We start from the raw sequence: 26,668 nt of genomic DNA, 5'->3' as shown, positions 1-26,668 counted from the left end.
CGCATGGCTTTGTATGCTTTGTTTGTTTATTGTGTTTAAGGATCAGGTAAGCCGGAAGATCCTGTATCCCGTAGCGGCTGTGGTTATCTGCGGTACGCTTGGGTATTGGACGATTTTAATGTAATCTTTATCTGGGTATCAGCTTATTTTCAGGTAAGGGATGTAATAGGGTACCCTGAGGTCTTGCCAATCATGGCGGGCCTCTTTTTTATGGGGGAAGTAACGCCGAGAATTAACATAGCCAGAGTTGCTGTTCATCTCAAGGCGGTTGAGTCCGGAGTGCCAAGACCCAAATATCTGCGCATGCGGATAGTAGACTGGGCGGTAATGACATCATCCAGCAGCAGCATCCGTTCATGATAACCCCTGCAGACAAATTTGGCTTCAATGCCAACTTCCAGCTGCTGCTGTGCATAGACCTTCAGACCACGGGCTCTCATCTCGGTGCGGACATCCCGCAGGTCGGCTATGGCTGCACCCGCCGCTGTCCGGAGAACCTCAAGGTAAGGATCGGGTGTGCGCAGCTCTGCGGATAGGATGGAAGCATCGCGTTCAAAGGCGGATAAAATGAGCGGCAGCAAGATATACGATTTCACCAGCATATTGTCCTGGCTCTCTGCTCTGTGCATCAATCTCATCTCCTCCAACGAGAACGTATATTCGTAATTTAACCCGAAGTTCAAAAAAAATCAATGGTATTTAAAAAAAGAGGGCTGTTAATGTGACATAATTCACAATAAAATCGGGAAAATTATTTTATATTAAAATTGAAATAATAAAGTTGTAAATAAATCTGATTAAAAGGAGAATGGCAATGAGTCATGAAGGAAATCTCCGCCGCGGTTTATTGTTTGGGTTATTCCTTAGCGTTCCGCTTTGGGTATCAATGATTGGCTGGATTCAGCTGCTCTAAAAATGGATTTCTGCGTGTGCAGATTTCCAGCCCTCTACACAAACTCCCTAGATATGTCGATTAAAGACTGCTGTGAAAACAGATGAATCTCATAAGGCTTTTACTATATAAGAGCTCTCTTGTATGTCCGGAAACGGGTGGTGTCCTTAAGGAGGATGGCACCCGTTTCTTCAGGTTCACCATGTGAGGTTTGTTTAAGCGAAGATGGGGGGGGCGGGGAGAAAAAGTAGGACTAAAATACTAAATTTTGATATTTGAAATTTAAGGATAATAACTCTGTGAAAAGGAAAAAGTACTGCGGCGAATTAGTGGGATTATCGACCTTTTTCGTCAGGAAGGTATGTTTATAAATTGTATAAAGCCTTATGAATAAAGCGTTTTTTATTTTTTTCATCACAAAAATAGCTGTGAAATTAATTGGAAATATATTGACAATATGCCAAGTGGCATCTAAACTAAAGTTAGTTCTAAAGTAACAAATGTCACAGATTTCTGTTGGGTATTACATAAGCTTTTCCAATTTCATATCAATCATGTACAAACGCAAACCGTTTCGAAAGAGCGGGACGCAAAGTCAGGAATCTGATGCCCCTTAAGTCCGGGCTATGGTCGTCCGGCCGCCGTGAAGCTAACCCTTCGTGGCGGTCTTTTTTTGTTATAGTTTTGCGACGATTTCATAGAATAGTTGAATAGGAGGTGTAGATTATTGAGAAAAAAATTGCGAAAAGCGGCCGCCTGTATTCTGGCGGGCGTACTGACCGTAAGTAGCGCCTTCACTTGGGGGACGGAGGTAAGGGCAACAGCTGGTGTACCTTACAATCCAACGCCGGTCTTGGGGATTGCCGGGAATTTTAATGCTTTTATCTTTGACGATTTCACGCAAGACAATGATCAAATTGAAGGCCGTCTTGCAGCGGGAGGGAATATTACTCTCTCTGGAGGTTACGGGGTAGCCAGGGCCTACAGGAATTCTTCAGCCACAGACGTACTCGTTGCCGGTAAGAAGTTTAAACATTCGGGTAGCGGAGAAATCTACGGAAACGTTGTGTATGGGGACACCATTGAAGCCAATGAGCCTATTGTGAATATTATAGGCGCGAAGAAGCAGGGAAGCCCGATTGATTTCCCGGCTGAGAAGCAGTATCTGATCTCGCGTTCTGCAGCATACGGGGCATTGTCCGCTACGAAAGAAATTGGCAATAATAATTATGGAACACTTACAATAAGTGCGCCGGATCTTTTCAACGTAGTTCACCTGGATGCGGCAACGCTGGCGAATACAAACAATATTCAATTCAACATTGCCCAGAATGCCACGTTAATTATTAACATAAGTGGAGCTACGGTCAATGTACCAAGTTTCGCAATGAATAACGGCAAAGCAGGTCAAGTGTTGTTCAACTTCTACGAAGCGACCAAGGTGAATATTGCGTATACCACCTTTTTGGGGACGATACTGGCGCCTAAGGCGGATGTCAATTATTCCGGTGCAGAGCTATACGGAACGCTAATTGCCAAGTCTTTTGCCGGCGGAGTAGAAATGCACCTAGGAACATACCAGGGAGATGGACCGCCGCCAAGTCCGACGCCGACCGCAACACCAACCCCCAGCCCATCGCCAACACCAACCGTAACACCAAGCCCTACACCAACAGTGAAACCGACTGCAACGCCGACGGTGAAGCCAACTCCCACACCAACAGTGAAACCGACACCGACGGTAAAACCGACACCAACAGTGACGCCAACGCCGACAGTGAAACCGACACCAACAGTGATGCCAACGCCGACAGTGAAACCAACACCGACAGTGAAACCGACGCCGACACCTAAGTGTACTCCGTCGCCAACACCGACAGTGAAACCAACGCCGACAGTGAAGCCGACACCGACAGTGAAGCCGACACCGACAGTGAAGCCGACACCAACAGTGACGCCAACGCCGACAGTGAAACCAACACCGACAGTGAAACCGACACCAACAGTGAAACCAACACCGACAGTGAAGCCGACGCCGACACCTAAGTGTACTCCGTCGCCAACACCGACAGTGAAACCAACGCCGACAGTGAAGCCGACACCGACAGTGAAGCCGACACCGACAGTGAAACCGACACCAACGGTGACGCCAACGCCGACAGTGAAACCGACACCAACGGTGACGCCAACGCCGACAGTGAAACCGACACCAACGGTGAAACCAACGCCGACAGTGAAGCCAACACCGACAGTGAACGCCGACACCGACAGTGAAGCCGACACCGACACCGTGAAACCAACAGAAACCGACACCACCAACAGTGACGCCAACGCCGACACCAACCAGACAACGCCAACGGTGCACCGCCAACACCCGACACCGTGACGCCAACCGACACCAACGGTGCACCGACACCAACGCCAACGCCGACAGCAGCACCAACACCAACGCCAACGGCAACCAACGCCAACGCCAACAGGCACCAACATCAACCAACGCCGGCACCAACGTACACCAACAGCAGCACCGACACCAACGCCAAGCCAACACAACGCCAACACCGACACCAACGCCAACAACGGCACCGACACCAACGCCAACAGCGTGCACCAACGCCAACGGCGCACCACCAACGCCAACAGCAGCACCGACACCAACGCCAACAGCAGCACCGACACCGACGCCAACGGCAGAGCCAACACCGACACCAACGGCAGCACCAACACCAACGCCAACGGCGGCACCAACACCGACAGTAGAACCAACGCCAACATCAACAGCAGCACCGACACCAACGCCAACGGCAGCACCGACACCAACGCCAACAGCAGCACCGACACCACGCCAACAGCAGCACCAACACCGACCAACGCCAACACCAACGCCAACGGCGGCACCGACACCAACGCCAACGGCGGCACCGACACCAACGCCAACAGCGCACCGACACCAACGCCAACCGACACCAACGCCCAACACAGCAGCACCAACACCAACGCCAACGGCAGCACCAACGACGCCAACGCCAACAGCAAGCACCAACACCAACGCCAACGGCGGCACCAACACCGACAGTAGAACCAACGCCAACACCAACAGCAGCACCGACACCAACGCCAACAGCACCGCACCAACACCAACCAACGCCAAGCACCGACACGCCAACGCCAACGGCAGCACCAACACCAACGCCAACAGCGGCACCAACCTACACCAACGCCAACAGCAGCACCGACACCAACGCCAACAGCAGCACCGACACCGACGCCAACGGCAGAGCCAACACCGACACCAACGGCAGCACCAACACCAACGCCAACGGCGGCACCAACACCGACAGTAGAACCACGCCAACATAGCAAGCCAACACCGACACCAACACCAACACCAACACCAACACCAACACCAACACCAACGCCCAACCGACACCAACGCCAACGGGCCAACGCCGACACCACCGAACCAACACCAACACCAAGCCAACACCGACACCAACGGCAGCACCAACACCAACGCCAACGACGCCGACACCAACACCAACACCAACACCAACACCGACATTACCACCTGCACCAGTACCATCGTCTGCACCGCCCGTCTTTATTAATGTAGTGCCAACGCCGACTCCAATAATCGGCTATATTGTAAATCCAGATACAATAATCATTGATGATCCGCTGCCTTTGGGCCCTGTGACAACAGTAACACCTCGGCCGTTAGTGGTGACACCAAGTCCAACCCTAACGCCAAGCCCAAGCGCAACACCAAGTCCAACGCCAATTGTGACAATCATTGATGAAGAGATTCCGTTAGGCAATGTACCTGCGGATGCATCGCTCCCGAAGACTGGTGAGTCCAGTCCGGCTCCCTATTACTTGGTCGGTCTAGCCCTTGCAGGATTGGGAATATTCCTCGGCAGAAGATCCAGAACAGATAAACGTAAATAAATGCAATTCGTAAGATCCTTTCCGACAGGCTGGCGATATCACCGCTAAATCGGGAAAAGGCTGCTTTGGGAGAAGACGTTCTCCACAAAGCAGCCTTTTTTATATGGGATATACATTTGATATTATATTTCCTCGTAAAATCAAATGTGCTAAGGAGAAAGAGTTGCGTCTTTACGATCATGGGACCTTGAGTATATATTAAAATTTCAAAATTAAAATTAGTTCTTTATACATAGTTTGAAAATATCCTTATCGGTGCCATCGAGAGCGATGAGAGGATCAGGATTCAGCTGGGAAAGCTATGTTTTCAATTAAAAAAACCTTTTGTAACAGTGCTTTGGAGTGAATCGGTAGATATAATCTATTACCAGATGTTTCAAAGGATTTCATTGACAATCAGCCTTGATAGCGGATAAACTAAAATTAGTTCCAAAGTAATGAATATCATAGACATTAGTATAAAAGTTTGATTTAGTACATAATTTCACAACCTAATCTTTCACTGACGTATAAACGCAAACCGTTCGAAAGGACGGGACGCAAAGTCCAGGAGTCTAAAGCGCGATGGAGCGCAACGATCGTCCGACTGCCGTAAAGAGAGCAACCTCTTTCCGGCGGTCTTTTTTTGTTATATAAATGTGGCCTATATCTATATTAACTGTGAGGTGAGCTTGTATGTTCCAATTAAAAAAATTCAAACGTCTTACGGTGTTCGGACTTATAGCAGTTCTGATTGTGGGAAGCGGCCGAATTATTTCACTGGGGAGCACCTCAGTTAAAGCCGAGGGCAACTCTTTGCCGGGCAATGCATCCAAGTATAATGTGTTCATCTTGGGAGATGTTGATGTTAAGCATAGTGATATTGAAGGCAGATTAGCTGCTGGCGGAAACGTGGATTTAAATGTTAATTACTCTGTGGGACATAGTCTTACTAGTGAAGAAACGAAGGAAGGATACTCTCTCATCGCTGGTGGTAATCTGTATTATTCCCAGGGAGAAACCGTGGGTGATGTAGTCTACGGGGGGAGTTATAGCGGCAGCGGCGGCCCGCGCGGGGGGACAGGAAGCTTACAACAAAAAATAAATGTTGTAGATTTTTCAGCCGAGTTTAGTTTACTTCGTGAGAAATCTCAGCAGCTTGCTTCTCAGCCTGTTAATGGGGTTACCACTGCCAACTCCGGTAATTTCTTTTTGGAAGGTACAAATTCGGATGTTAACATATTTACTGTAGAGGGCAGCAAGCTGTCTAGTGCAAATGAGTTGAGAATTAAGATTCCAGATGGCTCAACAGCTATAGTAAATATCTCCGGCACTTCAGTAACTATGAAGAATATGGGGACGGGAATTAATGGTAACGGAAATAAGGATAACGCTATGAACAGTAAAGTGTTATATAACTTCAGTCAAGCGACCAGTCTTCAAATCGAAGGTATCGGAGTTTTGGGATCTGTGCTGGCTCCATATGCCTCTATTCAATTTAATAATGGTCAAATCAACGGGAACCTGATCGGAGCTTCGCTCTCAGGATCGGGAGAATCCCACCATATTCCGTATAAAGGCCAAGATCCGCCGACACCGACTTCGACGCCTTCAGTGACGCCGACGCCAACAGCAACACCGGCAGTGACGCCGACGCCAACAGCAACACCTGCAGTGACGCCGACGCCAACGGCAACACCGGCAGTGACGCCGACGCCAACAGCAACACCGGCAGTGACGCCGACGCCAACAGCAACACCGGCAGTGACGCCGACGCCAACGGCAACACCGGCAGTGACGCCGACGCCAACGGCAACACCGGCAGCGACGCCTACGCCAACGGCAACGCCGACAACAGCGCCAACGGCAACACCGACGGCAACGCCGACAACAGCGCCAACGGCAACACCGACTGCAACACCGACAACAGCGCCAACGGCAACGCCGACTGCAACACCGACAACAGCGCCAACGGCAACGCCGACTGCAACACCGACAACAGCGCCAACGGCAACACCGACAGCAACGCCGACAACAGCGCCAACGGCAACACCGACAGCAACGCCGACAACAGCGCCAACGGCAACACCGACAGCAGCGCCAACGGCAACACCGACAGCAACGCCGACAATAGCGCCAACAGCAACACCGACAGCAACGCCGACCGCGGTACCAACAGCAACCAGCACGAGTGTTTTTGTCCCAAGCTTCGTATTTCCGACATCAACCGCTCCGACAGTGATTGGGACTATTGTGACTGATACCGACACTACTATTAATGATGACCCGGTTCCTCTCGGGCCGGCAGCATCACCGGTTGTGACGATGCTGACAACAACAGCGCCACAGCCAGTTGTGGAGGTTCCTGCACCTGCACCTTCACCGGTAGCAGGACCGGCACCTGAAGAAATCATTACGGATGACGAGATTCCTCTGGGCAGTGTGACTGCAGAGCAAACCCTGCCGCAGACGGGTGAATCAAGTCCTGCGCCGTACTATATTGCGGGTGTTGCTCTTGCCGGTCTGGGCCTGCTTCTTAGAAGAACCGCCAGAGTGAACAAGCGCAAATAATTATTGTTAAGCCACTGTGTTTGGATGAGGGCTGCTGCCGGAGAGAGATTCTCCGGGAAGCAGCCTTTTTGTATACGGGGGCGCATTCTAATCGCAGCTTACCACTTGGGCGAAGCAGGCAGCGCCGGACTGACGGCGGTGTTTTTAGTTGGACGGATACCATGCTATACTAGGCTCAAATTATTCATAAGCAAGAATACACATTTCCTCAAAGAAATGGTTATTACTGAAAGGGTGAACGTTATGTGGAGTATATACCTGCTAGTGGTGCTGGTTGTTGTCGCGGGGATTTTGGCTTATGCCGGATTGTACTTTTATGGAGTGGCTATTAAGCGGGCACCCAAAGAATTCCTGGGCAAGACGCCGGATCTGAAGGTGGACCCGCCGGTAGCCGGGGCTTCGTGGGGGGAAGGGGCGGAATGGGTAGCACGGCAGAACTTTCGGGAAGTGGAGCTGGTCTCGGATGATGGACTGAAGCTGCGAGGCTACTATCTGGCTTCAGAGCGTGCTGCGGGCCGTACCGTAATTATTGCCCACGGTTATTCCGGCAAGGCTAAGGATATGGGGGCAACCGCCAAAAACTATTATGACAACCTGGGATATAATGTACTGCTGCCCGACGCCAGAGGTCACGGGAAAAGCGAAGGGGACTACATTGGCTTCGGTTGGCCGGAGCGCCGTGATTATCAGCAGTGGATCGGATTTATTCTGCAGGAGACCGGGCCAGAGGCGCAAATTGTGCTGCATGGCGTATCTATGGGCGGATCGACAGTGCTAATGACCGCCGGTGAACAGCTTCCTCCGCAGGTCAAAGCCGTTGTCGCTGATTGCGGCTACACCTCAGTCAAAGCGCAACTGACTTACCAGCTGTGGCGGATGTATCATCTGCCGGGCTTCCCCTTTGTGCAGATTGCCAGCCTGGTAACGCGGATGAAGGCAGGCTATTATTTCGGTGAAGCGTCAGCGCTGGAACAGGTGCGTAAAGCCCGGGTGCCGATTCTGTTTATCCATGGAGATGCGGATAAGTTTGTGCCTTTTGCGATGATGGATGAGCTGTATGGTGCCTGCAAGAGTCCTAAGGAGAAGTTGGTGGTGCATGGAGCGGGGCATGGTCTTGCCTATGATACGGATAAAAGGGAGTATATCCGCACGGTAGGCGATTTCGTGGAACGTTATGTACACAGCCCGGCAGCGGCTGATTGGGTCTAAAAAAGTCCCCGGAACGTAGACGCGCCCGATATCCGCAAATAGCGGGTATCGGGCGCTTATTATGTTCCACACATGGGGCCTTTCCCTGCGTCAGGGAAGCAGCACAGCCATGTCTTATCGGTATATGAATCCCCCGCCGTTTGTGAGCGAAACGGGTGTCGTTGTTCCTTGTTATTTCCAGCAGCCGTGTGGCGAGAGAAATCCTTCCAATACGACAAAAGCCCTACCTCTCTTTTGTCCTTGCGGCTCCGTGGCCGCGCCAGTGCGAATCGGAATGCTATGTTCGAATTTAATCTCATAAAAAGGAAAAGTACTGCAAGAAAACGTAAGATTTTGTGTCCAAACTGCCGATAATAAAGACAAGTAATTTATCGGCCTGACATCTTCTTGATGGGGATAATCATACACGAAAACAAATATTATATTACTATAACATGTGATATATAGAAATGCAAGCCGATATTGGGCTGAGGCCGGGACGGATGATGGGACAGATGGGATTATACAGAAGATTTTTGGGGAATCAGATCCGGAATTACATATTCGGCTCAGCAGTAGCGGTGCTGGCGGTAGGGAGTTTGATTCTGCTCTCCTCGCTGAAGATTAGCAGCATTGAATACTTCAGGCTCTTGCTTGTGCTGGCCCTGTCATTCGTGATTATGGTAGTCCTGGAGATCGGTGTTTTTATCAATCAGATCAGACCGATACGCACTGCGCTGTATGAAGAGAACCTTAATTTGTCTATGCTGGAAGAGGCGTATCTGCATACACATCAATTGCCGAAGCGCGCGGTTCAGCGGATTATGGGGCCTCACCTTCTGGGCTTGTCCCTCCCGGCTGTCCTGATGACCTTCTGGATGATCTACAACGGCTGGATCACTATCCCGTATTTTTATCTGATTCTGGCTATGTGCGGCGCTGTTCTTGTGTCGTGTATGCATGCGCTGATTGAATTTTTTCTGACCTGTACGGCCATTATTCCGCTGATCAAAGAATTCAGGAACCGGGCGCTGGAGCAGTACGGTGTCGACTTTTCTCTGGAAGGTCATGTATTCGTACCTATCCGTCCCAAATTTCTGGTGAGCTGCATGCTGATCGGCACCTTTCCGCTGTTCCTGTTCATCATGGCTACCCATATTCGCCTGAATGGTCAGGAGGGTCCTGTAGTTGTGGTGGGGCTTCAAAGTTACTGGGCTTGGGCAAGTATGGTGCTGCTGATCGGCACCCTCTTCTCCTCCATTGCAGCATGGCTGCTGACCAACAGTGTGCAGCATCCTATTAATGAGTTGTATCAGGCGATGAATCAGGTGAAGGACGGCTACCTGGTGCAGATGCAGGATGAGTACTCTGATGAATTCTCCAAGCTTGTAGCAGGATTTAACATGATGGTCCGGGGACTGCAGGCCCGGGAGCAACAGAACCGGCAGTTGCTCGACAGCTACTTCACTACACTCGCAGTGGCGCTGGATGCCCGTGATCCTTACACAGCAGGGCATTCCCTGCGTGTCGCGGAATATTCTGTGATTATCGGCCAGCTGGCTGGACTAACCGGGCAGCAGTTGGACGATCTGCGTAAGACGGCCTTGCTGCATGATATTGGTAAGATTGGGGTGAGAGACAGCATCCTGTTTAAGGAAGAAGCCCTGACCGATGAGGAGTTCGACCAGATTAAGAGCCATCCTGTGCTTGGAGAGAATATTCTGCGGCAGATTGAACCGGTCGAAAAGATGGTACCCTATCTGGGCGGCGTCCGTTCCCATCATGAACGTTATGACGGTAAAGGATATCCGGATGGACTTGCCGGTACGAATATTCCTTTACATGGCCGGATTATCGCTGTGGCGGATGCCTATGATGCTATGACTTCTAACCGCCCTTACCGTAAAGGGATGGATCACGACCGGGCGCTGGCTATTCTAGAGCAGGGAAGGGGTACTCAATGGGACCCGGAATTCGCCGGCTTGTTTCTGTCTTACTTTGGGCGGAAGCCGGAACCTCTTCAAACAGGCTATACCGTCAAAACAGGATAAGGATGCAGCGTTCTTCCGGTTATCCTTATATTTCTTGCAGAAGCGGATGCCATCCAGTTTATGGAGGGTTCCGCTTCTGCTTTGCGTGCCTATTTTGTGAACTGCCATTGAAATGCGACAATTAACGACTACATTCATTGAAGGATTGCGGGCGGACCGTTATAATTATTAAGTCTGGATTTTAATTAAAAAATAAGGGAGATTTCTATGAAACGCGCAGATGTGCTGCTGATTTCTATCGTTTTGATTGCTGCGCTCGCTTTTCTTGTGCCGAGATGGCTTTCAAATGATGCTGATAAAGGTGGGCCGGGCAAGGAACTTACGGCCAATATAACGGTAGACGGCAAGCTGTTCAAAACAGTAACGCTTACCAAAGAAGAGCAAACCATTGATATTCGCACAGATCGGGGCTATAACATTTTGAAGGTGCATGATTACGGGATTGAGATGTACGATGCGGATTGTCCCGATCAGGTATGTCTCGGCTTTGGATTTATCACGCTGCCCAAGCAGACCATAGTATGCCTTCCGCACCGGGTATTAGTTGAAATTGCAAGCGGGTCGGGGGAGGATGAAGTAGATGCCTATGTCCAGTAGTGAATCGGCTACAGCGCTGAAACGGACGGTCATTATTGCGATTTTCGCGGCCGTTGCCGTAGTGCTGAGTATTGTCGAGGCTCAGATTCCGCTTGCGGGAATGGGGCTGATGCCCGGAGCCAAGCTGGGGTTCGCCAATATTATGATTTTGACCTGTATTTACTTTTTGCGTGGACGAGATGTGTTCGTGCTCGTCATTCTGAAGACGCTGCTGACTGCATTTCTGCTTGGCACACTGTCCAGTCTGCTCTTCAGCCTGTTCGGCTCGTTGTTCAGTTTTGTGGTCATGTTCGCGCTGGTCAAGCTGGGGGGCAAGAGGTTCAGTGTCATCGGAATCAGTATTGCAGGGGGCCTGGCTCATAATACAGGCCAGTTGCTTGCGGCCTCGTTTGTATTCAATTCAACGAGTATTTTCTACTACTTGCCGATTCTGCTGATTACCGGGATTGTGACGGGGATTGCTGTCGGCTTCGCCGTGCGGTATGTCGTAGACTCGCTATCCAAAATATCCTTGTTTGAAGAGTTCCTGAACGGACCGGGCCACTAGCTGCGGAAGGATGACTAACATGAATCAATCGTACAAAGATACAGAGGCCGGTGAGGAACCGGCCGTTATTACGCTTGCGGGAGTCTCGTTCGGATATGATCCGGAGCATCCGATTCTCCATGACATAAACGTGTCTATCCCGCAGGGCCAATGGGTAAGCATTGTAGGACCCAACGGCTGCGGGAAATCTACGCTCGTCAAGCTTCTGAATGCACTGCTGCCCAAGAGTGCCGGGGAGATTACTGTCTGCGGACATACGCTGCAGGAAGAGACGATTGGAGACATCCGGCGATGCATCGGGATGGTGTTCCAGAATCCGGATAACCAGTTCATCGGACAGACGGTAGAGGAAGATATCCTCTTCGGCCTGGAAGGCCTGTGTCTGCCCTACGAAGAGATGAAGCAGCGGCTTGATCTCTATACCGAGAAGCTGAGCATTGATCATCTGCTGTCCAAGCATCCCGGAGAGCTGTCGGGCGGACAGAAGCAGCGTGTCGCGCTTGCTTCGATTCTCGCCATGAAGCCAGGCATCGTCATCCTCGACGAGGCCTCTTCTATGTTGGATGAAGGCAGCCGTGATGAGCTTATGGGCATTCTGCGGGACATGCAGGCAGAAGGGGCGTACACGATACTGCTGATTACACATGATCCGGATGAGATCCTGGCTTCGGACCGAGTGCTTGCGCTGCATGGCGGAAGCATAGCGGCGGATGTGCCGCCTGCGGAGCTGTTCCGCAATGAAGACCTGCTGGAGAAATGCCATTTGCGGGAACCCTACCCTTGGCGTCTTGCCCGTGAGCTGCAGAGCCGGGGGATTAAGGTGGATGTACCCGCCAGCGAAAAGGAGCTTATAGACACACTATGGTCATACAACTTCAGCAAGTAAGCTACACGTATGCTGACCGCAGTATGTGGAAGCAGACGGCGCTGCATGGGATTAATCTGAATATTGCCCAGGGGTCACTGACCGGGATTGCCGGGGCAACGGGCTCCGGTAAGTCTACACTGCTCCAGCTGTTCAACGGGATTCTGAAACCGACAAATGGTACGGTGCAGGTGCTTGATGTGACCATCACTGCAGGAGAGAAGTCGCCGAAGCTGCTTCCGCTGCGCCGGCGGGTCGGACTGGTCTTTCAATTCCCGGAGCAGCAGATGTTCGAAGATACGGTGGAGAAGGACCTCTGCTTCGGGCCGCTCAACTTCGGCGTGAGTCTGGAGGAGGCCAAGGAGCGGGCACGCAAAGCGATGACGGACATGGGCCTGGACCTTGCCCTGCTGGAGCGCAATCCGTTCCGCCTGAGCGGCGGACAGATGCGCAAAGCCGCCATCGCCTCGGTGCTGGCGATGGACCCGGACATTGTCGTGCTGGATGAGCCGACAGCGACGCTGGACCCGGTAAGCCGCGCTGAGCTGATCGCGCTGCTGGAGCGGCTGTGCCGCGAGCAGGGCCGGACGATCATCATCGTGACGCACCGGATGGATGAGCTGCTGCCTTATGCCGACAGCTGGGCCCTGCTCAAGGACGGCGGGCTCGCCTTCCAGGGCAGCGGCCAGGAGCTGGCCGCTGATCCGGCGATCCTGGAGCGCTGCGGACTGACGGTTCCGCAGTCGCTCCGGTACTGGCAAGCCGTCGCCGAACGCTTCGGCCTGGCCGGTGAGAAGCCGCTCCTTACGGCAGAGGCCCTCGCGGAACGGATCGCCGCCCTGCTCGAAGAGCACAAGAACACCGGCGGTATGGTGGAAAAGGGGAATGGCCATGAATGAACGCCTTCTGCTGGGACGCAGCATTGATACGGGCTCATGGGTGCATAAGCTGGATGCCCGGTCCAAAATTACGGGCATGCTGCTCTACGTAGTGATTATCCTGCTGTCCAATTCGTGGATGGAGATCGGGCTCATAGCTGTGTTCTCCATCATTGTTATGGCAACCACCCGCATCCCGCTTAAATATTTCATTAAGGCTGCGAAGCCTTTGCGTTATCTGATGTTATTCATCTTCATTGTGCAGTCCCTGTCCGTGAAGGAAGGGGATGTCCTGTGGTCGCTCGGCTCCTTCTCGCTGCATGAGGGAGGCCTGCGGCTGGGGGCATTCTCGGTCATCCGCATGCTCTTCCTGCTGACCTTCACGGCACTGCTGACCTTTACGACAACGCCCGGCAAGCTGAACCAGGGCCTTGAAGGTGTGCTTGCTCCGTTTAAGAAGCTCGGTCTGTCACCGGACCGGATTACGCTGATGATCAGCATCGCGCTGCGTTTTATCCCGACGATCCTGGATGAAGCGCAGATTATTCTGAAGGCGCAGGCCTCGCGCGGTGCGGATCTGAAGGAGCTCCCTTTGAAAGAGAAGGCGCGGATGCTCGTCTCCCTTCTGGTTCCGGTCATCGCCAGTGCTTTCCGGCGTGCCCAGGACCTGGTGTATTCCATGGAAGCCCGGGGCTTCCGTATGGATGCGCCGCGCAGCCGGTATCACCGCCTCAGGTGGGGCGCTGCTGATACGCTGTTTGTTGCTATGTTCGTTGTCTTGGGAATTGCAGTAGCATTATTGTAGGAAGTTTAGGAGGAAACAAGAATGGCACGTTATTTTAATGGTAAAGAGATTGAATTATTGGCACCTGCCGGAACGTTTGAGATCTTCAAGGCTGTGATTGTATCGAAGTGTGATGCCGTGTACTTCGGCGGTCCGGTGCTGAATATGAGAATGATGCGCAAGGGCTACAACTTAAGTCACGAGGAAATAATTGAAGCGGTGTCGATCGCCCACAAGCTGGATAAAAAAGTATACGTCACTGTAAACAATCTGTTCAGCGAAGAAGATGTGGAAGAAGCCCGAGAGTACCTGCGGTTTCTTGACGGAGCCCGTCCGGATGCGCTGATCGTTCAGGATATGGCTGTGCTGGAGCTGATCCGTGAGATGGAGCTTACCGTTCCGGTTCACGCTTCGGTCATGATGAATGTGCATAATCTGGAGATGATTCACGCACTGAAAGAGCTAGGCGTCAGCCGGGTCGTTACCTCCCGTGAGATGGATCTGCAGACAGCGAAGCTGCTGGGAAGCAGAAGCGGTGTAGAGCTGGAATATTTCATCCATGGCGATATGTGTTCCGTGCATGGAGCGAACTGCTATTTCAGTTCCCAGGTGTTCGGGATGAGCAGCAACCGGGGCAAATGCATGAAGCCTTGCCGCTGGGATTACCGGATCAAACGTGACGGCTATGTCTTCCCTGCGGAATACCCGCTGGCCGTGAAGGATATGTTCATGTATGAGCATCTTCCGGAGCTGATTGAGTCCGGCATTACTTCCTTCAAAATTGAAGGCCGCATGCGCGACCAGGAATTTATGGTGAACCTGGCGAACAGCTACGGTGATGCAATTGACCGCTATATCGATGATCCGCTGGGCTTTGACCGTACGGTGGATTCCAAAGAGCTGTATAAGAACCGCAAACGTGACTTCTCGACCGCCTATGCTTTTGGCAAACCGGGACTTGCGAATATCAACCGCCGTTATGAAGGTACAGGCAAGTTCTACAGCACTGGCAAAGTGTTCAGTACACCGACTGCAGAACGTGAGCTGTCCGAAGCGCGGGTAATGCAGCTGCGCGAACGGCTGGCCGAAGACAAACGCAGTAGGCAGACGAAGCCGGAGCTGGCTGTGCGGGTGAACAATATGGAACAGGCACGTCTCGTGCTGGAGATGGGTGTAGAGAGCTTATATATACCGGGTGATGTGTTTGAGCCGGACCGTCCGTTCACGAAGCAGGATATTAAGGAGCTTGGAGCCATCAAAGGCCGGACCAAGCTGTACCTCGGAATGCCGCGGATGATGACGGAGCTGCATTTTGATCAATATGACCACTTGCTGAACGGGGAGAAGCTGCCGATTGACGGCTTGATGATTACGAACCTCGGAGCGATCCGCCGCTATCGCGGGACCGGATACCCGATGATTGGCGATGCCAACCTGAATGTTTACAACCACCTGTCTGCCGGACTGTATACCGGACTCGGCCTTACGAAGCTTACAGTTTCACCGGAAATGACATTGGAGCACTTTGCCTCCTTCGTCTCCCGCAGCGATTTGCCGCTGGAGGTTGTGGTTCACGGAACGCCGGCGCTGATGTATATGGAGCATGATCTGTTCGAGAATACAGAAGTGATGGAGCCGATTGGTGAGGAAGACAACCAGTTTGTCAGCAATGCTGTGCTGGTGCTCAAAACCGATAAGGGTGAGAACCCGGTCTACCGCGACCAATATGGCCGCTGCCACCTGCTGTTCGCCAAAGAGCTGTGTTATCTGCCGATGCTGGATGAGATGAACGGACTTGGAATTGCGAGCTTCCGGATCGAAGGGGCTACTTACAGCACGGATGAACTCCGCACGATTATTGCTGCTTACCAGGCTGCGATGAATGGAGCAAAGCTGGGCGATGATCTGCTGGGCGGACTGAAGCCAGTATATGCGGGCTACACACTAGGCTCACTGCAATTTAATTAATAATAATTCAATTTTAAAATAACACAATGGCGAGTATAATAACGGTAGCGGCGCATTCATAAGTAATTTTTTTCACAATATAGTAAGCCTGAATCATATTTTCTTATCCACATCATGGACATCATCTTGGATCATCAGCAGCTGAAAGTGAGGGAACCTTCATGGAACAGAGCAACATCATTGGAAGAAATGCGGTAGCCGCCAAAAGAAAGCAATACTTCTACCCGTGCACCGCACATTTTTACCGGGATGCACCGCAACTGGTACGCGGAAGCATGCAGTACGTGTATGATGAGAACGGCAAAGAATATACGGATTTCTTCGCCGGGGTGTCAGTTGTCGCCTGCGGCCACTGCAATCCGGCGATTACCTCCCGCACAATAGCACAGCTGCAGCAGCTGCAGCATACCTCGACCGTCTATCTGACTCAGCCGAATGTAGACTTGGCCGAGCGTCTGGAGGGTCTGCTGCCGGGCGCTCTGCGCCGGACCTTCTTCGTTAACAGCGGCTCGGAAGCGAATGAAGGGGCGCTGCTTCTGGCCCGGATGCATACCGGACGCAAAGGCTTCATTGCCCTGGAAGCCGGCCTGCATGGCCGGACCAATCTTACAATGAGCGTGACCGGCCTGCAAATGTGGCGGACAGACGCTTACCTGGATGAAGATGTGACGTTCATTGAGCGGCCGTATCATCCGGAGATGACGCTGAAAGAGGCCGCTGCGCGGTCGATTCAGAGCCTGAAGCGTGTTCTCACGGAGAAAGGCGATACCATCGCCGCCATGATCGTCGAACCGATTCAGGGAAATGGCGGCATGATTATGCCTGCCCTGTCTTATTTCCGTGAGGTGAAGGCGCTGCTGGAGCAGTATGGTATCTTGCTGATCGACGATGAGATTCAGACCGGCTATGGCCGTACAGGAGCTATGTTTGCCATGGAGCACTTCGGCGTAGTTCCGGACATTATCAGCATGGCTAAGGCACTGGGCAACGGAGTGCCTGTCGCCGCATTTTCGACTACAGATGAGATTGCGGCTTCACTGAACAAGCCTTCGGCCTCGACGTTCGGGGGCAACCCTGTATCTGCGGCCACGGCGCTTGCTGTGCTGGATTATATCCAGGGTGAGCGGCTGCCGGAGCGTGCGGCTGAGCTGGGTGGACGTTTGAAGAAGGGCTTGCTCCGGCTTCAGGAGCGCTATCCTGCGCTGATTACCGATGTGCGGGGAACCGGATTCATGCTGGGTGCCGAGCTTGCCGGCTCTGAAGCTGAAGACGCTGCTGAGCGGACGGACAATGTGCTCGAAGAAATGAAGGACCGCGGCTATCTGATCGGCAAAAACGGCATAGGCCGCAATGTTCTCGCCTTCCAGCCGCCCCTGGTTGTCACTGCAGAGAATATTGATGCTATGCTTGCTGCCTTGGATGAAGTGCTGTCCCTGGTCAAGCAAGCGATTCATTGAAGAAAGAGGCACAACATTATGGTTATCATTAATGCTTTTAAGCATACGGCACTTAAATTGAAAATGTTCAGCGAGCTGGTTATGTTCTCCCATACGCTATTCTCCCTGCCTTTTGCCATCATCTCGATGGTATGGGCGGCGGGAGGCTGGCCTTCCGGCCATATGATGCTGTGGGGGCTGATCGCTCTAATCGGCGCGCGTAACGGGGCCAATGCGTTCAACCGCCTGGTGGACCGTACCTTTGATGGCAATAATCCGCGTACCGCACACCGGCATCTGCCGCAGCGTCTGCTCGCTGAGAAAGAAGTTATCCTGTTCATCATCATCAACTATGCACTGTTTATTGTCGCTTCCGGGATGCTCAATCTGCTCTGCCTGCTGCTGTCCCCGGTGGCCATTGTGCTGATCTCGACCTATTCGTATACGAAACGCTTTACCTTCCTGAGCCATCTGTATCTGGGCTTCGTTATTGCTTCAGCGCCTATCGGCGCCTGGTTTGCAGTAACGGGCAATATTGCGTTCACTCCATTTGTTATCGGAACAGTGGTCATGCTCTGGATTGCCGGCTTTGACATCATCTACGGGACCCAGGACATCGATTTCGACCGGAAAAATGGCTTATGGTCCATTCCGAGCTTCTTCGGACTGGAGAACGCGCTGCGGATCTCCAAGGGGCTGCATTTCATTATGATTATGCTGCTGCTGTTCCTGTACCTCTGGCGTGATCTTGGCTGGATGTATCTGGTCGGCATCGGGATTGCTACATTGCTGCTGATGACAGAGCACAAGATCATTAAGCCTTCAAACCGTAAGATGATGAAGGTGGCTTCTTATAATTTGAACCAGGTGATCAGTATGGTGATATTGCTATGTACGTTGATTGATTATTTTTACGTTAACTAGTATGCGTGGGGCGCGGCTGGCGGCTGGTGGCTGGCTGCCGGCAGCGCGGTAGAGGTTGGGAGGCTGCACTGCGATGAATATTTGGACCTCCGATCGCTATTAACTTCGGATTCCCTGATTTGAACCGCTGTTTGCGGTAGGAATCCGAAGTTAAAGGCGAACGCTGACGCTTCTCCAGTTCCAAAATTCCTCTCCGTTCCGTCCTAACCTCTCCCCAGGCAAGATTAACTTCAAAAAGACAACAAGCTACCCAGCAAGGGTGGGCAGCAAAGAGCGCGACAAGCTTGGCTTCGCGCTTTTCTTTTTGCCTCCGTAAGACACCCCCCCAAGGGACAACCTCAAGAGACACCCCCAAGAGAAACCGCCAAGAGAAACCCCCAAGAATAACCCCCAAGGGACAACCCACAAAAGCAAACCAAAAAAGCCACTAAGCTAAACACGCTCACGTTCGCTTTGCTGCGTTCGCTTGATTAGCAACATCAAACCGGTAAAATTAACGCCCCACTTAACTAGTTCTGTTGCACGGCGTACAGTAGAATCCATCAAAAAACACGAATGAATCGTACCTATGGGGTTCTTGTATAGTTTAGGTCTCTATAAAGTACCTGAGTAACTCTGTGCGAGTATAATGTTGTACGTATTACAACTCTGATTCATCAATAGTAGGGTGTTTGGACGGATTGTTGTATGAAATACAACAATTGTTCCGTTAAGAGGCTTGGAGAAGAAGGAATGCTGCAGTTTGTACAACAATTTTGGTTTAGGACCGAGTTTATGAGGGGAATGTTGTATTCTGTGCAGGATTATCAAAAAAATCGCTGGGATAAAGGCGGGGGGGGGCATAAAGCAAAAAAAACGAGCCCTAAAGGGCCCGTTTTACTTAGTAATTCATGCGGTGTTCAGAGGTTATCCTGCTGCACGGACAACAGTTCCGGTTCACCGGTCGCGTCCAGCAAAATACTGCAGCAGGATTTCCAGATCGGCATGCGCCGGGAAGCTGGAGAGCTGCTGCACGATCGCTGCAGCCTGGGACAGGTAGTCCTGGCTGACAGCTTCTGTGCGGGCCAGAGCGTCGCTGGCTGTGATCAGCTCCAAGACATGCGCAATCTCTTCGGAAGAAGAAGAGGGGCCAATCCGGCGGATCACAGGAGCAAGCTCAGGGTCCTGCAGGGCGAAGAGTACAGGCAAGGTAACCTGGCCATGGCGCAGGTCGCTGCCAGCGGGCTTGCCAAGCACATCCGCAGATTGCGTGAAGTCTAGGATATCATCCTGAATCTGGAATGACATGCCCAGCGCTTCGCCGAAATTATAGAGAAGATCGGAGACTTCTTCGGTGCTTTCTGTGGATAGTGCACCTACCCGCAGGCAGGTAGCCATCAGCAGCGCTGTTTTGTTACGGGACTTCTCCAGGTATTGCTCCAGTGTCAGATTGTAATCAAAGGCATGCTCCATTTGCTGGTATTCCCCCAGACATAACTGGGCAGTGGCCACAGAAGACAGATCGTGAACGTAACGGTTCTTATCACCCGAGTACTTGCTTAGCAGCTCAATGACGCGGGCGGACATATAATTGCCGATATGCACAGCAGATAAGATGCCGGTCTTGGTATGCAGCGCAGGCTCGCCCCGCCGCAGTTCGGCGTCGTCAATAATATCATCATGAATCAATGAGGCGGCGTGGATGAATTCAGCGGCTGCGGATAATTGCAGGGTTCTGCGTCCGGCCGGAGTGCGTCCGAACCGGCTGCCGACTATGACCATCAGCGGACGTAGCCGTTTGCCGCCAGAGCCGGTCAGTTCAAGAATACTCTGCGCCAGCAGCGACTTTTTGGGAACATCCTTATCGCGGGTCACCAAATTCTTAATTTCGCGGTTAATTTCATTCAGATCAATATGCAAAGCTTCGTGCAGCTTCATCTTTTGTGTTCCCACCTGTCAAATGGCTTTGCTTGTGCGGCTTCGCTGTCTGCGCTCCTGAATGAGGAATTCATCAAACCCCTGGGCCGGATCCTGTTCCGTGAAATCTCCATTTGACCGTCCAATTTGCATTTTTTTGATTGAGGGAGCCAAATATGCAACCAGATCCAGCTCTCGGCATTTCACTGCAAACTGCAGGTAAAAGCTGTATAGGTAATCTCCATCCAAAATGCTACGGGTCAGGTCAGGATGATGTGGGACACATTCCATATGGCGCTGTGCAGCCACGGTAAGAATGGTATAAATACCTAGCAAATGGACTTTGCGGTCATATTCCAGATCATGGCGTTCCAGTACCGAGAGCAACTGCTCGCATTCTGCCGGAGAGAGATACAACTGAATTCCGGCGACCTTTGACATTTCAGCCTGAAGCATCCGGAATGTATCTTCAATGAGTTTTTTGTTCACAGGATTCTCTCCTTCTTGTCGGTTTTGCCGGAAGAAACCACAGCCCTGATTATCCCTACAAAACCATTCTGTACATTTTTATGCAGATATGGGCTTTCACCTTGATAAACAAGGAGAGTAATGTGTCCAAGGGACACATTACTCTTAAGAACATCATATTCATGCAGCAACATAGAATGCACATAAGTCGGTGCTATAATTAAGCGGTGCTCAGAAAAAACTTACCCAAAGCGTCAGTCGGTAAACAGATACCAGCGCCGGACGAGCGGGATTCTCTTCCACTGCTTCTTGAGCCAAGGAAGAACATAGTAATCCAGGCCGAACACGCTGCCGGATCCGCCGATGCAGGCAATAGCTGCCGCAACGTACCAGAGCATTTCTGTAGCTGCCATCTTGGTGGTCCAGATCATAACCGCCATACCTATAGTAGCCAGGGCAGAAATAGCTGTGAACAAACCAACGATAAGCATAACACCGAAGACGATTTCGGCACAAACCATGCCGATTTGGAACCATTTAGCCAGGAAGGTGTAAGAACCGTCCGGGTTGTAGAACATAAGATCCATGAACCAGTTAGAAATATCGTAGATGAAACCTGGAACCGGCAAAGCCGATACTGCTTCTTTGGCAGTGGATACTGCGGAAGCTGCAGATTGGGCATCTACGGTGTCTTTAACGGCATCCACAGCCACGCTGGCTGCAGAAGTAGCGTCTGCATAAGGAGCTGCAGGAATCAGGAAAATCTTATTGGGATCAACCCAGATTTTTCTGATCTTCTCTATACCTTCATATAGCCACATACCACCCAAAAGCATACGGAGCGGAACGAGCCAGAAGTTCGGCGAGCGCTTGGAGAAGTATCCGCCGACAAAGCTCTTGCGGTTCTCAACGTGGAAGAACTCGTGCATCATGTAAGTCCATACTTTGTTGAAACCTACAACCTGGGACAGGTAGAACATATTGATGAAATGTTTGGACAGCATAGCCATGAAGCCGGTCAGCATGAAGAATTTGCCCGGAAGACCAACGTTCGCTACACCGTAGCGGCTGCCGATCGAAACCATGGTGCCATGGAATCCTGGTTTGTAAGCCTTTTTAGGCGTGCCCTTGATATCGGCAGTAATATTGCCTGCGATAATAGGTGCAGCTTGTTCAGCATTCTCAACCATTTGTGGAACTGGACGTTCTTCGCCTTCAGGGATGAAGAAGATGTTATCCCCTACAACGTATACGTTCTTATGGTCAACACTTTCAAGGTGTTCATTCGTAACGATACGTTTGCGGCCTTGCTGCTGAACATCAAGACTGCCAACGATTTCGGAGCCTTCAACACCGGCAGTCCAGACGATGGTCTGAGCATCCACGATGTTTTTCTCACCGAGGGCTACAGAACCTGTGCCTACTTCGGTGATTTTGGCGCCGGTAACAATTTCTACGTTCATCTTACGCAGGCGGGCTTCGGCTTTCTGAATCAGCTTCTCTGGAAGGATAGGCAGAATCTTCGGAGCCATATCAGCTACAATCAATCTTACTTCGGAAGGATCAATGAAGAATTCCTTACACAGTTCTTCACGTTGCTCAGCCATTTCACCAACCAGCTCGACGCCAGTGAAGCCGGCACCGATGATTACGAAGGTCAGCATGGAACGGCGTACTGCCGCATTCTTTTCCTTCGCAGCTTTGGTGTACATGTCGCGGATTTGACGCTTCAGGGCAACTGCATCGTCATAAGACCAGAAGGAGAAGGTATTCTCTTCAGCTCCGGGAATTCCGAAGAAGGTTGGTTTGCTTCCTGTGCCGATTACCAGGTAATCATAAGCATAGGTAGCTTTGTCGGACTTCAGCTTCTTGTTCTTGAAATCAATGTTGCTGATTTCGTCGAGAACAACATCCACTTTCAGGCCGGCAAAGATTTTCTTCAAGTCGATTTTGATCGAATCCTCAGGTGCGCGATTCGCAGAAACCTCATGCAGCTCAGTCAAGAGAGTGTGGTATGGATTTCGGTCGATCAGTTTGATTTCTACATCTTTGTCGTTCTTAAACTTCTTTGCCAGTTTCTTAGCCGTGAGTACGCCGCCGTAGCCGCCGCCCAAAATGACTATTTTCTTCAAGAGAAACTCACCTCATTCATCTGATTAGCTGCAAAAGGATAGCGAATAATTATTTCGCGCCTTCAAGTGCTTTTTGTGCCAGTGTGAAATATTCGCCAACGTGGATAGATACGCCGGAAATTGCATCGGTTTTGCCTTCAGCATCCAGGGTAGGAGCTGCGCCTTTATTTTCAAGGAAGTATTTCTCAGCAAGTGCGATCTCTTCATGCCATTCAGCTGAAGCGCCGCCGGCTTTCATGCCGTATTTGCCGTCTACCGAATATTGTTTCTTATCATCGCCTGCAGCATTCACGCCGCTGAAATTAACAGCTACAACGTTACCGCCAGCAACGGATAGAGCTACAGTGGATTTCCAGCCGGATTCAGCATCCATTTCGCCTTCAGCCTTGTAACCGCCGTCTTTGTAAGGACCCACTTGTACTGGACCAGCAGTAAGAGCAGCTTGAGCAGCGCCTACGAAGTCACTAACATGTACAGATACGCCGGATACAGCGTCAGTATGTCCTTCAGCATCAAAAGCGAGTGCTGCCGGATCTTGTTTTTCAATCAGGTAAGCTTCAGTAAGGGCAGCTTGCTCGTGCCATTCGGATTGAGCGCCTCCAATTTTTACCAAACCATAGTTACCGTCTTCGGATACTTTTTTCTTCAGATCACCCGCTGTTTTGGTATTGAAAGCATTCCAGTCAGCCTTGGTGATTTTGCCGCCTTCTACAGTGAGCAGAACAAAAGTCTGCCAACCAGTCTCTGCATCGACATCAACTGTTCCGTAGTAGGTTCCGTCCTGGTATTTGCCTGTTTCGGTTCCGGCATCAGCAGCAGGAGCAGTAGTTGCTTCAGTTGCAGGAGCAGTAGTCGCAGCAGGTACATTTGTTGCAGCAGCATTGCCCGCATTGTTGTTGCCACAACCGGCTAGCAATGTGCCAAGTACCAGAGCGCTCGACAAGATTACAGAAGCTTTTTTCATTTTGATATGACCTCCAAAGAAAATAGTTTAAAATATATATATTAAAATGTAAAACATTTTAATAGTAAATGGAAGTGATAAAAATCACTTTATAAATGACATTTGTCACTTTGGAATCGGTCTAAGGTCCCTTTTTGTAGCAGGCATACGACATATATCGGCAGGTAATAAGAAAAAATTTAATTATCTCGTTTCTTGTTCGATGGCATTCTAGCACAAGCTGGGAAATACTCATGTGAAAATAATCACTTAAACGATAATAATTTTACTTCTGAAGTATATCAAATTTTAAAATATATGAACAGCTTATTAAAAGACTATTATGTGACAAACTATGACTTTCTTTGCGGTTTGCGCTGCAGTTCTATTATGGGGCTTTTCCCGTAGTTTTGGATTCACACAAAGGGCCGACGGGTAATAATTCACTGAGAATCATAGCTTATGCCAACAATAACCGACAGCTAAGGAGATGAGTTTGTAATGGACAATAATGTGCTGAAAGGTAAATGGTTGCAGATCAAAGGTGAAGCCAAGAAGCAGTGGGGCCAACTGACGGATGATGACCTCGATGTAATAGACGGCGAAAAAGATAAACTGGTAGGTAAGCTGCAGGAGCGTTACGGCCATTCCAAGGATGATGCAGAGGCGGAATACCGCAACTGGGAGCAGTCGATCCGCAGATAAACGAAGAATATGGCCTCAGATCAGATCACCACAAATGCAGGGAGAGGCGGATGTGTATGAATGATTCCCTGGTCGTTACAGGCCGGATTATTGAGATTCATGCTAACCGGGTGCTGACTCAGCAAGGAGATACTATCAGCACCTATCACCCCCGGTACTATATACTGCCGGAAGCAGAGATGTGGACACCGGCCGAAGCTGATCTGAATGAGGCATCTTTTATAGAACTTGGCGGCAAAGGCGGAGCCTCCGTACCCAAAAGGCGCTGGAAGGCAAGGATGCCCTGGTTCACACCGCAGAAGAAGAGCGCAAATCGTATCTGATTTGCGCTCTTCTTCTGCGGACAGGCTATACATATGCAATAGCAATGTGGCTTCATGATTTCACTCCTCTATGATAGTATAAATAATAATCGTTGTTATATCATTTTTTGCTGCAGGAGTGAGGCTATGGAATATGTAAAAATATTTTTTGTAAATACCGCTTTGCTGATTACATTGTCTTATCTGGCAAACTTAATATACAAACATACTGTGACCTATGCTTCAGAACCTGTGAAGAAAGTAAGCTGGGTCCTGCTTGCGATCTTCGCCGGTTGGGTAAGTACAATTTTCGGATATAGACTGGACGAGCATGTGATCTTTGACCTGCGGTTTGTGCCGCTTATTATTTCTACGCTGGCATATCCCCAGCCTCTGGTCCTGATCATAATTGGAGTCGGCACCGGGCTTACGCGGTTGACCTTTGGGGTTACCGAAGCAGCTGTGGTAGGCGTGCTGAATTTATCTATCCTGGGCTTCGTCTGCGCCGGCCTGAGCCTCTGGATGCAGCGTTCTTCTGCCTCTGTGATCCAAAAGGGACTAATTGCTGTCCTGGTGGTAAATGTTGTGAATGCGCTGAATATTACGGTATTTGGGGTCATCCCTGCGCAGGAATACATAACGGATATCCTGCCGGTCACGTTCCCGGCGGGCTTTGCTCTCAGTGTGCTGTTTGCGCTGATTATCCGCGACTTCCAGCTGGATCTGATGCGCACCGGACAGATCGTTAGAGCCAATGAGCTTTTGTCAGAGCAGACGGAGGAGCTTCATAAGAATAAAATCGTGCTGGAGGAGAGGGCCAAGCAGCTGATGCTTGCCTCGCAGTTCAAGTCGGAGTTCCTGGCCAATATGTCCCATGAGCTGAGAACACCGCTTAACAGTATCATTAACCTGTCCCAGCTAATTGAAGAAAGCGAAGATGAACTGAGTGTAGAAGAGCTGTCAGAATATGGAGGGATTATTCACCGCTCGGGTGAAGATCTTCTCTCACTTATTAATGATGTTCTGGACTTGTCCAAGGTAGAAGCCGGAAAACTGGATATTATTAATGAAGACTTCAATGTCAGTGAGATCCCTGATCTGCTTCTTCAGCAATTCAGTGTGGTAGCCAAACAGAAACAGCTGGCCTTCGATATTTCACTGGATGCAGACATGCCGGGGGTTATCTATACGGATCCCCAGCGGGTGCAGCAAATTCTCCGCAATCTGCTCTCAAATGCCTTCAAGTTCACTATGACGGGCGGTGTATCGGTGAATGTCCGCGTAGTGGAACGGCAAGAGGGGCTCTCCTCGCGGAAATGGGTCGCCTTTGAGGTGCAGGATACCGGGATTGGCATTCCCCCGGAGAAGCATGATCTGATCTTTGAAGCGTTCGAGCAGGCGGATTCAAATATCAGCCGTAAGTATGGCGGCACGGGGCTTGGCTTGTCGATCAGCAATGATCTGGCCAGACTGCTTGGCGGGTTCATTACCCTGCACAGCCGCGAGGGACAGGGAAGCTTGTTCTCCCTGTATTTGCCGCTATAACCCTAGAGTATGGGTAGATTCCGGGCTCCAACTTTATTTGTGATTTCGG

At 50.8% G+C, this 26,668-nt stretch carries 23 protein-coding genes and 2 riboswitches; of the genes, 17 read left to right on the top strand and 6 right to left on the bottom strand.

Annotated features, from left to right (window positions below; translation table 11 throughout):
• Positions 1–254: 254 nt before the first annotated feature.
• Positions 255–632 (bottom strand): hypothetical protein, encoded by a 378-nt coding sequence (locus MKZ24_RS02125; protein WP_156122905.1) that lies wholly within the window; start codon positions 630–632, stop codon positions 255–257.
• Positions 633–1,445: 813 nt separating this feature from the next.
• Positions 1,446–1,538: riboswitch (cyclic di-GMP riboswitch) on the top strand.
• An 81-nt stretch (positions 1,539–1,619) separates the two neighbouring features.
• On the opposite strand from MKZ24_RS02125, the gene MKZ24_RS02120 reads away from it, so the two are divergent.
• Together MKZ24_RS02120 and MKZ24_RS02115 are read left to right on the top strand one after the other, a co-directional pair.
• Entirely contained in the window at positions 1,620–3,278 is a 1,659-nt protein-coding gene (locus tag MKZ24_RS02120) for a choice-of-anchor A family protein (protein ID WP_340781153.1), read from the top strand.
• An 18-nt stretch (positions 3,279–3,296) separates the two neighbouring features.
• A complete protein-coding gene (locus tag MKZ24_RS02115; RefSeq protein WP_340781152.1) occupies positions 3,297–3,971 on the top strand; it encodes a hypothetical protein in 675 nt (224 codons plus the stop codon).
• Positions 3,972–4,101: 130 nt separating this feature from the next.
• Here MKZ24_RS02115 and MKZ24_RS02110 read toward each other — a convergent pair whose 3' ends face one another.
• Positions 4,102–4,308, bottom strand: a complete 207-nt coding sequence (locus MKZ24_RS02110) for a hypothetical protein (protein ID WP_340781151.1) — start codon at positions 4,306–4,308, stop codon at positions 4,102–4,104.
• Between the two features lie 196 nt (positions 4,309–4,504).
• Between MKZ24_RS02110 and MKZ24_RS33040 the strand changes: the two genes are divergently transcribed.
• The 12 genes from MKZ24_RS33040 (at position 4,505) to MKZ24_RS02055 (ending at position 18,628) form a co-directional block, all read left to right on the top strand.
• Positions 4,505–4,840, top strand: coding sequence for an LPXTG cell wall anchor domain-containing protein (locus MKZ24_RS33040; RefSeq protein ID WP_445324139.1), 336 nt, complete (start codon positions 4,505–4,507; stop codon positions 4,838–4,840).
• 504 nt (positions 4,841–5,344) lie between these two features.
• A riboswitch (cyclic di-GMP riboswitch) is annotated at positions 5,345–5,434 on the top strand.
• An 81-nt stretch (positions 5,435–5,515) separates the two neighbouring features.
• Complete coding sequence (locus MKZ24_RS02105; protein WP_340781150.1) at positions 5,516–7,390, top strand: choice-of-anchor A family protein; 1,875 nt, start codon at positions 5,516–5,518, stop codon at positions 7,388–7,390.
• A 243-nt stretch (positions 7,391–7,633) separates the two neighbouring features.
• Positions 7,634–8,599, top strand: a complete 966-nt coding sequence (locus MKZ24_RS02100) for an alpha/beta hydrolase (RefSeq protein ID WP_042232157.1) — start codon at positions 7,634–7,636, stop codon at positions 8,597–8,599.
• A 494-nt stretch (positions 8,600–9,093) separates the two neighbouring features.
• Entirely contained in the window at positions 9,094–10,629 is a 1,536-nt protein-coding gene (locus MKZ24_RS02095) for an HD domain-containing phosphohydrolase (RefSeq protein ID WP_042241406.1), read from the top strand.
• A 207-nt stretch (positions 10,630–10,836) separates the two neighbouring features.
• A complete protein-coding gene (locus tag MKZ24_RS02090) occupies positions 10,837–11,226 on the top strand; it encodes a NusG domain II-containing protein (protein WP_039309813.1) in 390 nt (129 codons plus the stop codon).
• Positions 11,210–11,773 carry a Gx transporter family protein gene (locus MKZ24_RS02085; protein ID WP_039309812.1) on the top strand — a complete coding sequence of 188 codons (564 nt, stop codon included), beginning with the start codon at positions 11,210–11,212 and terminating at the stop codon, positions 11,771–11,773. The genes MKZ24_RS02090 and MKZ24_RS02085 overlap by 17 nt, the downstream gene beginning before the upstream one ends.
• 19 nt (positions 11,774–11,792) lie before the next feature.
• Entirely contained in the window at positions 11,793–12,659 is an 867-nt protein-coding gene (locus MKZ24_RS02080; protein WP_052415939.1) for an ATP-binding cassette domain-containing protein, read from the top strand.
• Complete coding sequence (locus MKZ24_RS02075) at positions 12,635–13,537, top strand: energy-coupling factor transporter ATPase (protein WP_042232159.1); 903 nt, start codon at positions 12,635–12,637, stop codon at positions 13,535–13,537. Before MKZ24_RS02080 ends, MKZ24_RS02075 begins: the two co-directional genes overlap by 25 nt.
• Complete coding sequence (locus tag MKZ24_RS02070; protein ID WP_171720246.1) at positions 13,530–14,321, top strand: energy-coupling factor transporter transmembrane component T family protein; 792 nt, start codon at positions 13,530–13,532, stop codon at positions 14,319–14,321. The genes MKZ24_RS02075 and MKZ24_RS02070 overlap by 8 nt, the downstream gene beginning before the upstream one ends.
• A 21-nt stretch (positions 14,322–14,342) precedes the next feature.
• Positions 14,343–16,268 (top strand): peptidase U32 family protein, encoded by a 1,926-nt coding sequence (locus tag MKZ24_RS02065; RefSeq protein WP_042232163.1) that lies wholly within the window; start codon positions 14,343–14,345, stop codon positions 16,266–16,268.
• A gap of 161 nt (positions 16,269–16,429) precedes the next feature.
• Positions 16,430–17,725: an aspartate aminotransferase family protein gene (locus tag MKZ24_RS02060; protein ID WP_042232165.1), complete on the top strand. Its 1,296-nt coding sequence runs from the start codon at positions 16,430–16,432 to the stop codon at positions 17,723–17,725.
• Between the two features lie 18 nt (positions 17,726–17,743).
• Positions 17,744–18,628, top strand: coding sequence for a UbiA-like polyprenyltransferase (locus tag MKZ24_RS02055; protein WP_042232167.1), 885 nt, complete (start codon positions 17,744–17,746; stop codon positions 18,626–18,628).
• Between the two features lie 936 nt (positions 18,629–19,564).
• Here the strand turns inward: MKZ24_RS02055 and MKZ24_RS02050 are convergent.
• The 4 genes from MKZ24_RS02050 to MKZ24_RS02035 form a co-directional block, all read right to left on the bottom strand.
• Entirely contained in the window at positions 19,565–20,545 is a 981-nt protein-coding gene (locus tag MKZ24_RS02050; RefSeq protein WP_042232169.1) for a polyprenyl synthetase family protein, read from the bottom strand.
• An 18-nt stretch (positions 20,546–20,563) separates the two neighbouring features.
• Positions 20,564–21,013, bottom strand: coding sequence for a hypothetical protein (locus tag MKZ24_RS02045; RefSeq protein WP_042232171.1), 450 nt, complete (start codon positions 21,011–21,013; stop codon positions 20,564–20,566).
• A 233-nt stretch (positions 21,014–21,246) separates the two neighbouring features.
• Positions 21,247–23,124: an FAD-dependent oxidoreductase gene (locus MKZ24_RS02040; RefSeq protein WP_042232174.1), complete on the bottom strand. Its 1,878-nt coding sequence runs from the start codon at positions 23,122–23,124 to the stop codon at positions 21,247–21,249.
• 49 nt (positions 23,125–23,173) lie between these two features.
• Positions 23,174–24,088: an FMN-binding protein gene (locus tag MKZ24_RS02035; RefSeq protein ID WP_340781148.1), complete on the bottom strand. Its 915-nt coding sequence runs from the start codon at positions 24,086–24,088 to the stop codon at positions 23,174–23,176.
• A gap of 480 nt (positions 24,089–24,568) precedes the next feature.
• On the opposite strand from MKZ24_RS02035, the gene MKZ24_RS02030 reads away from it, so the two are divergent.
• From MKZ24_RS02030 to MKZ24_RS02020, 3 genes are all read left to right on the top strand, one after another.
• Positions 24,569–24,772, top strand: coding sequence for a CsbD family protein (locus tag MKZ24_RS02030; RefSeq protein ID WP_039309803.1), 204 nt, complete (start codon positions 24,569–24,571; stop codon positions 24,770–24,772).
• A 56-nt stretch (positions 24,773–24,828) separates the two neighbouring features.
• Positions 24,829–25,095 carry a hypothetical protein gene (locus MKZ24_RS02025; RefSeq protein WP_042232178.1) on the top strand — a complete coding sequence of 89 codons (267 nt, stop codon included), beginning with the start codon at positions 24,829–24,831 and terminating at the stop codon, positions 25,093–25,095.
• A 126-nt stretch (positions 25,096–25,221) separates the two neighbouring features.
• The gene (locus MKZ24_RS02020; protein WP_042232180.1) at positions 25,222–26,619 is read left to right on the top strand and encodes an ATP-binding protein; all 1,398 of its coding nucleotides are present in this window, start codon (positions 25,222–25,224) and stop codon (positions 26,617–26,619) included.
• Positions 26,620–26,668: the final 49 nt, after the last annotated feature.

Source organism: Paenibacillus sp. FSL R7-0297 (genome assembly GCF_038009025.1).
Lineage (GTDB): Bacteria > Bacillota > Bacilli > Paenibacillales > Paenibacillaceae > Paenibacillus_AQ.
Note: the sequence above shows the minus strand (reverse complement) of the source record. Positions and strands in the feature narration are given on the sequence as shown.

Coding starts and splice junctions, on each gene's coding strand:
- MKZ24_RS02095 (WP_042241406.1), top strand. CDS start 9,094: ATGGGATTATACAGAAGATTTTTGGGGAATCAGATCCGGAATTACATA.
- MKZ24_RS02070 (WP_171720246.1), top strand. CDS start 13,530: ATGAATGAACGCCTTCTGCTGGGACGCAGCATTGATACGGGCTCATGG.
- MKZ24_RS02030 (WP_039309803.1), top strand. CDS start 24,569: ATGGACAATAATGTGCTGAAAGGTAAATGGTTGCAGATCAAAGGTGAA.
- MKZ24_RS02100 (WP_042232157.1), top strand. CDS start 7,634: ATGTGGAGTATATACCTGCTAGTGGTGCTGGTTGTTGTCGCGGGGATT.
- MKZ24_RS02020 (WP_042232180.1), top strand. CDS start 25,222: ATGGAATATGTAAAAATATTTTTTGTAAATACCGCTTTGCTGATTACA.
- MKZ24_RS02080 (WP_052415939.1), top strand. CDS start 11,793: ATGAATCAATCGTACAAAGATACAGAGGCCGGTGAGGAACCGGCCGTT.
- MKZ24_RS02050 (WP_042232169.1), bottom strand. CDS start 20,545: ATGAAGCTGCACGAAGCTTTGCATATTGATCTGAATGAAATTAACCGC.
- MKZ24_RS02065 (WP_042232163.1), top strand. CDS start 14,343: ATGGCACGTTATTTTAATGGTAAAGAGATTGAATTATTGGCACCTGCC.
- MKZ24_RS02085 (WP_039309812.1), top strand. CDS start 11,210: ATGCCTATGTCCAGTAGTGAATCGGCTACAGCGCTGAAACGGACGGTC.
- MKZ24_RS02035 (WP_340781148.1), bottom strand. CDS start 24,088: ATGAAAAAAGCTTCTGTAATCTTGTCGAGCGCTCTGGTACTTGGCACA.
- MKZ24_RS02075 (WP_042232159.1), top strand. CDS start 12,635: ATGGTCATACAACTTCAGCAAGTAAGCTACACGTATGCTGACCGCAGT.
- MKZ24_RS02055 (WP_042232167.1), top strand. CDS start 17,744: ATGGTTATCATTAATGCTTTTAAGCATACGGCACTTAAATTGAAAATG.
- MKZ24_RS02060 (WP_042232165.1), top strand. CDS start 16,430: ATGGAACAGAGCAACATCATTGGAAGAAATGCGGTAGCCGCCAAAAGA.
- MKZ24_RS02025 (WP_042232178.1), top strand. CDS start 24,829: ATGAATGATTCCCTGGTCGTTACAGGCCGGATTATTGAGATTCATGCT.
- MKZ24_RS02090 (WP_039309813.1), top strand. CDS start 10,837: ATGAAACGCGCAGATGTGCTGCTGATTTCTATCGTTTTGATTGCTGCG.
- MKZ24_RS02105 (WP_340781150.1), top strand. CDS start 5,516: ATGTTCCAATTAAAAAAATTCAAACGTCTTACGGTGTTCGGACTTATA.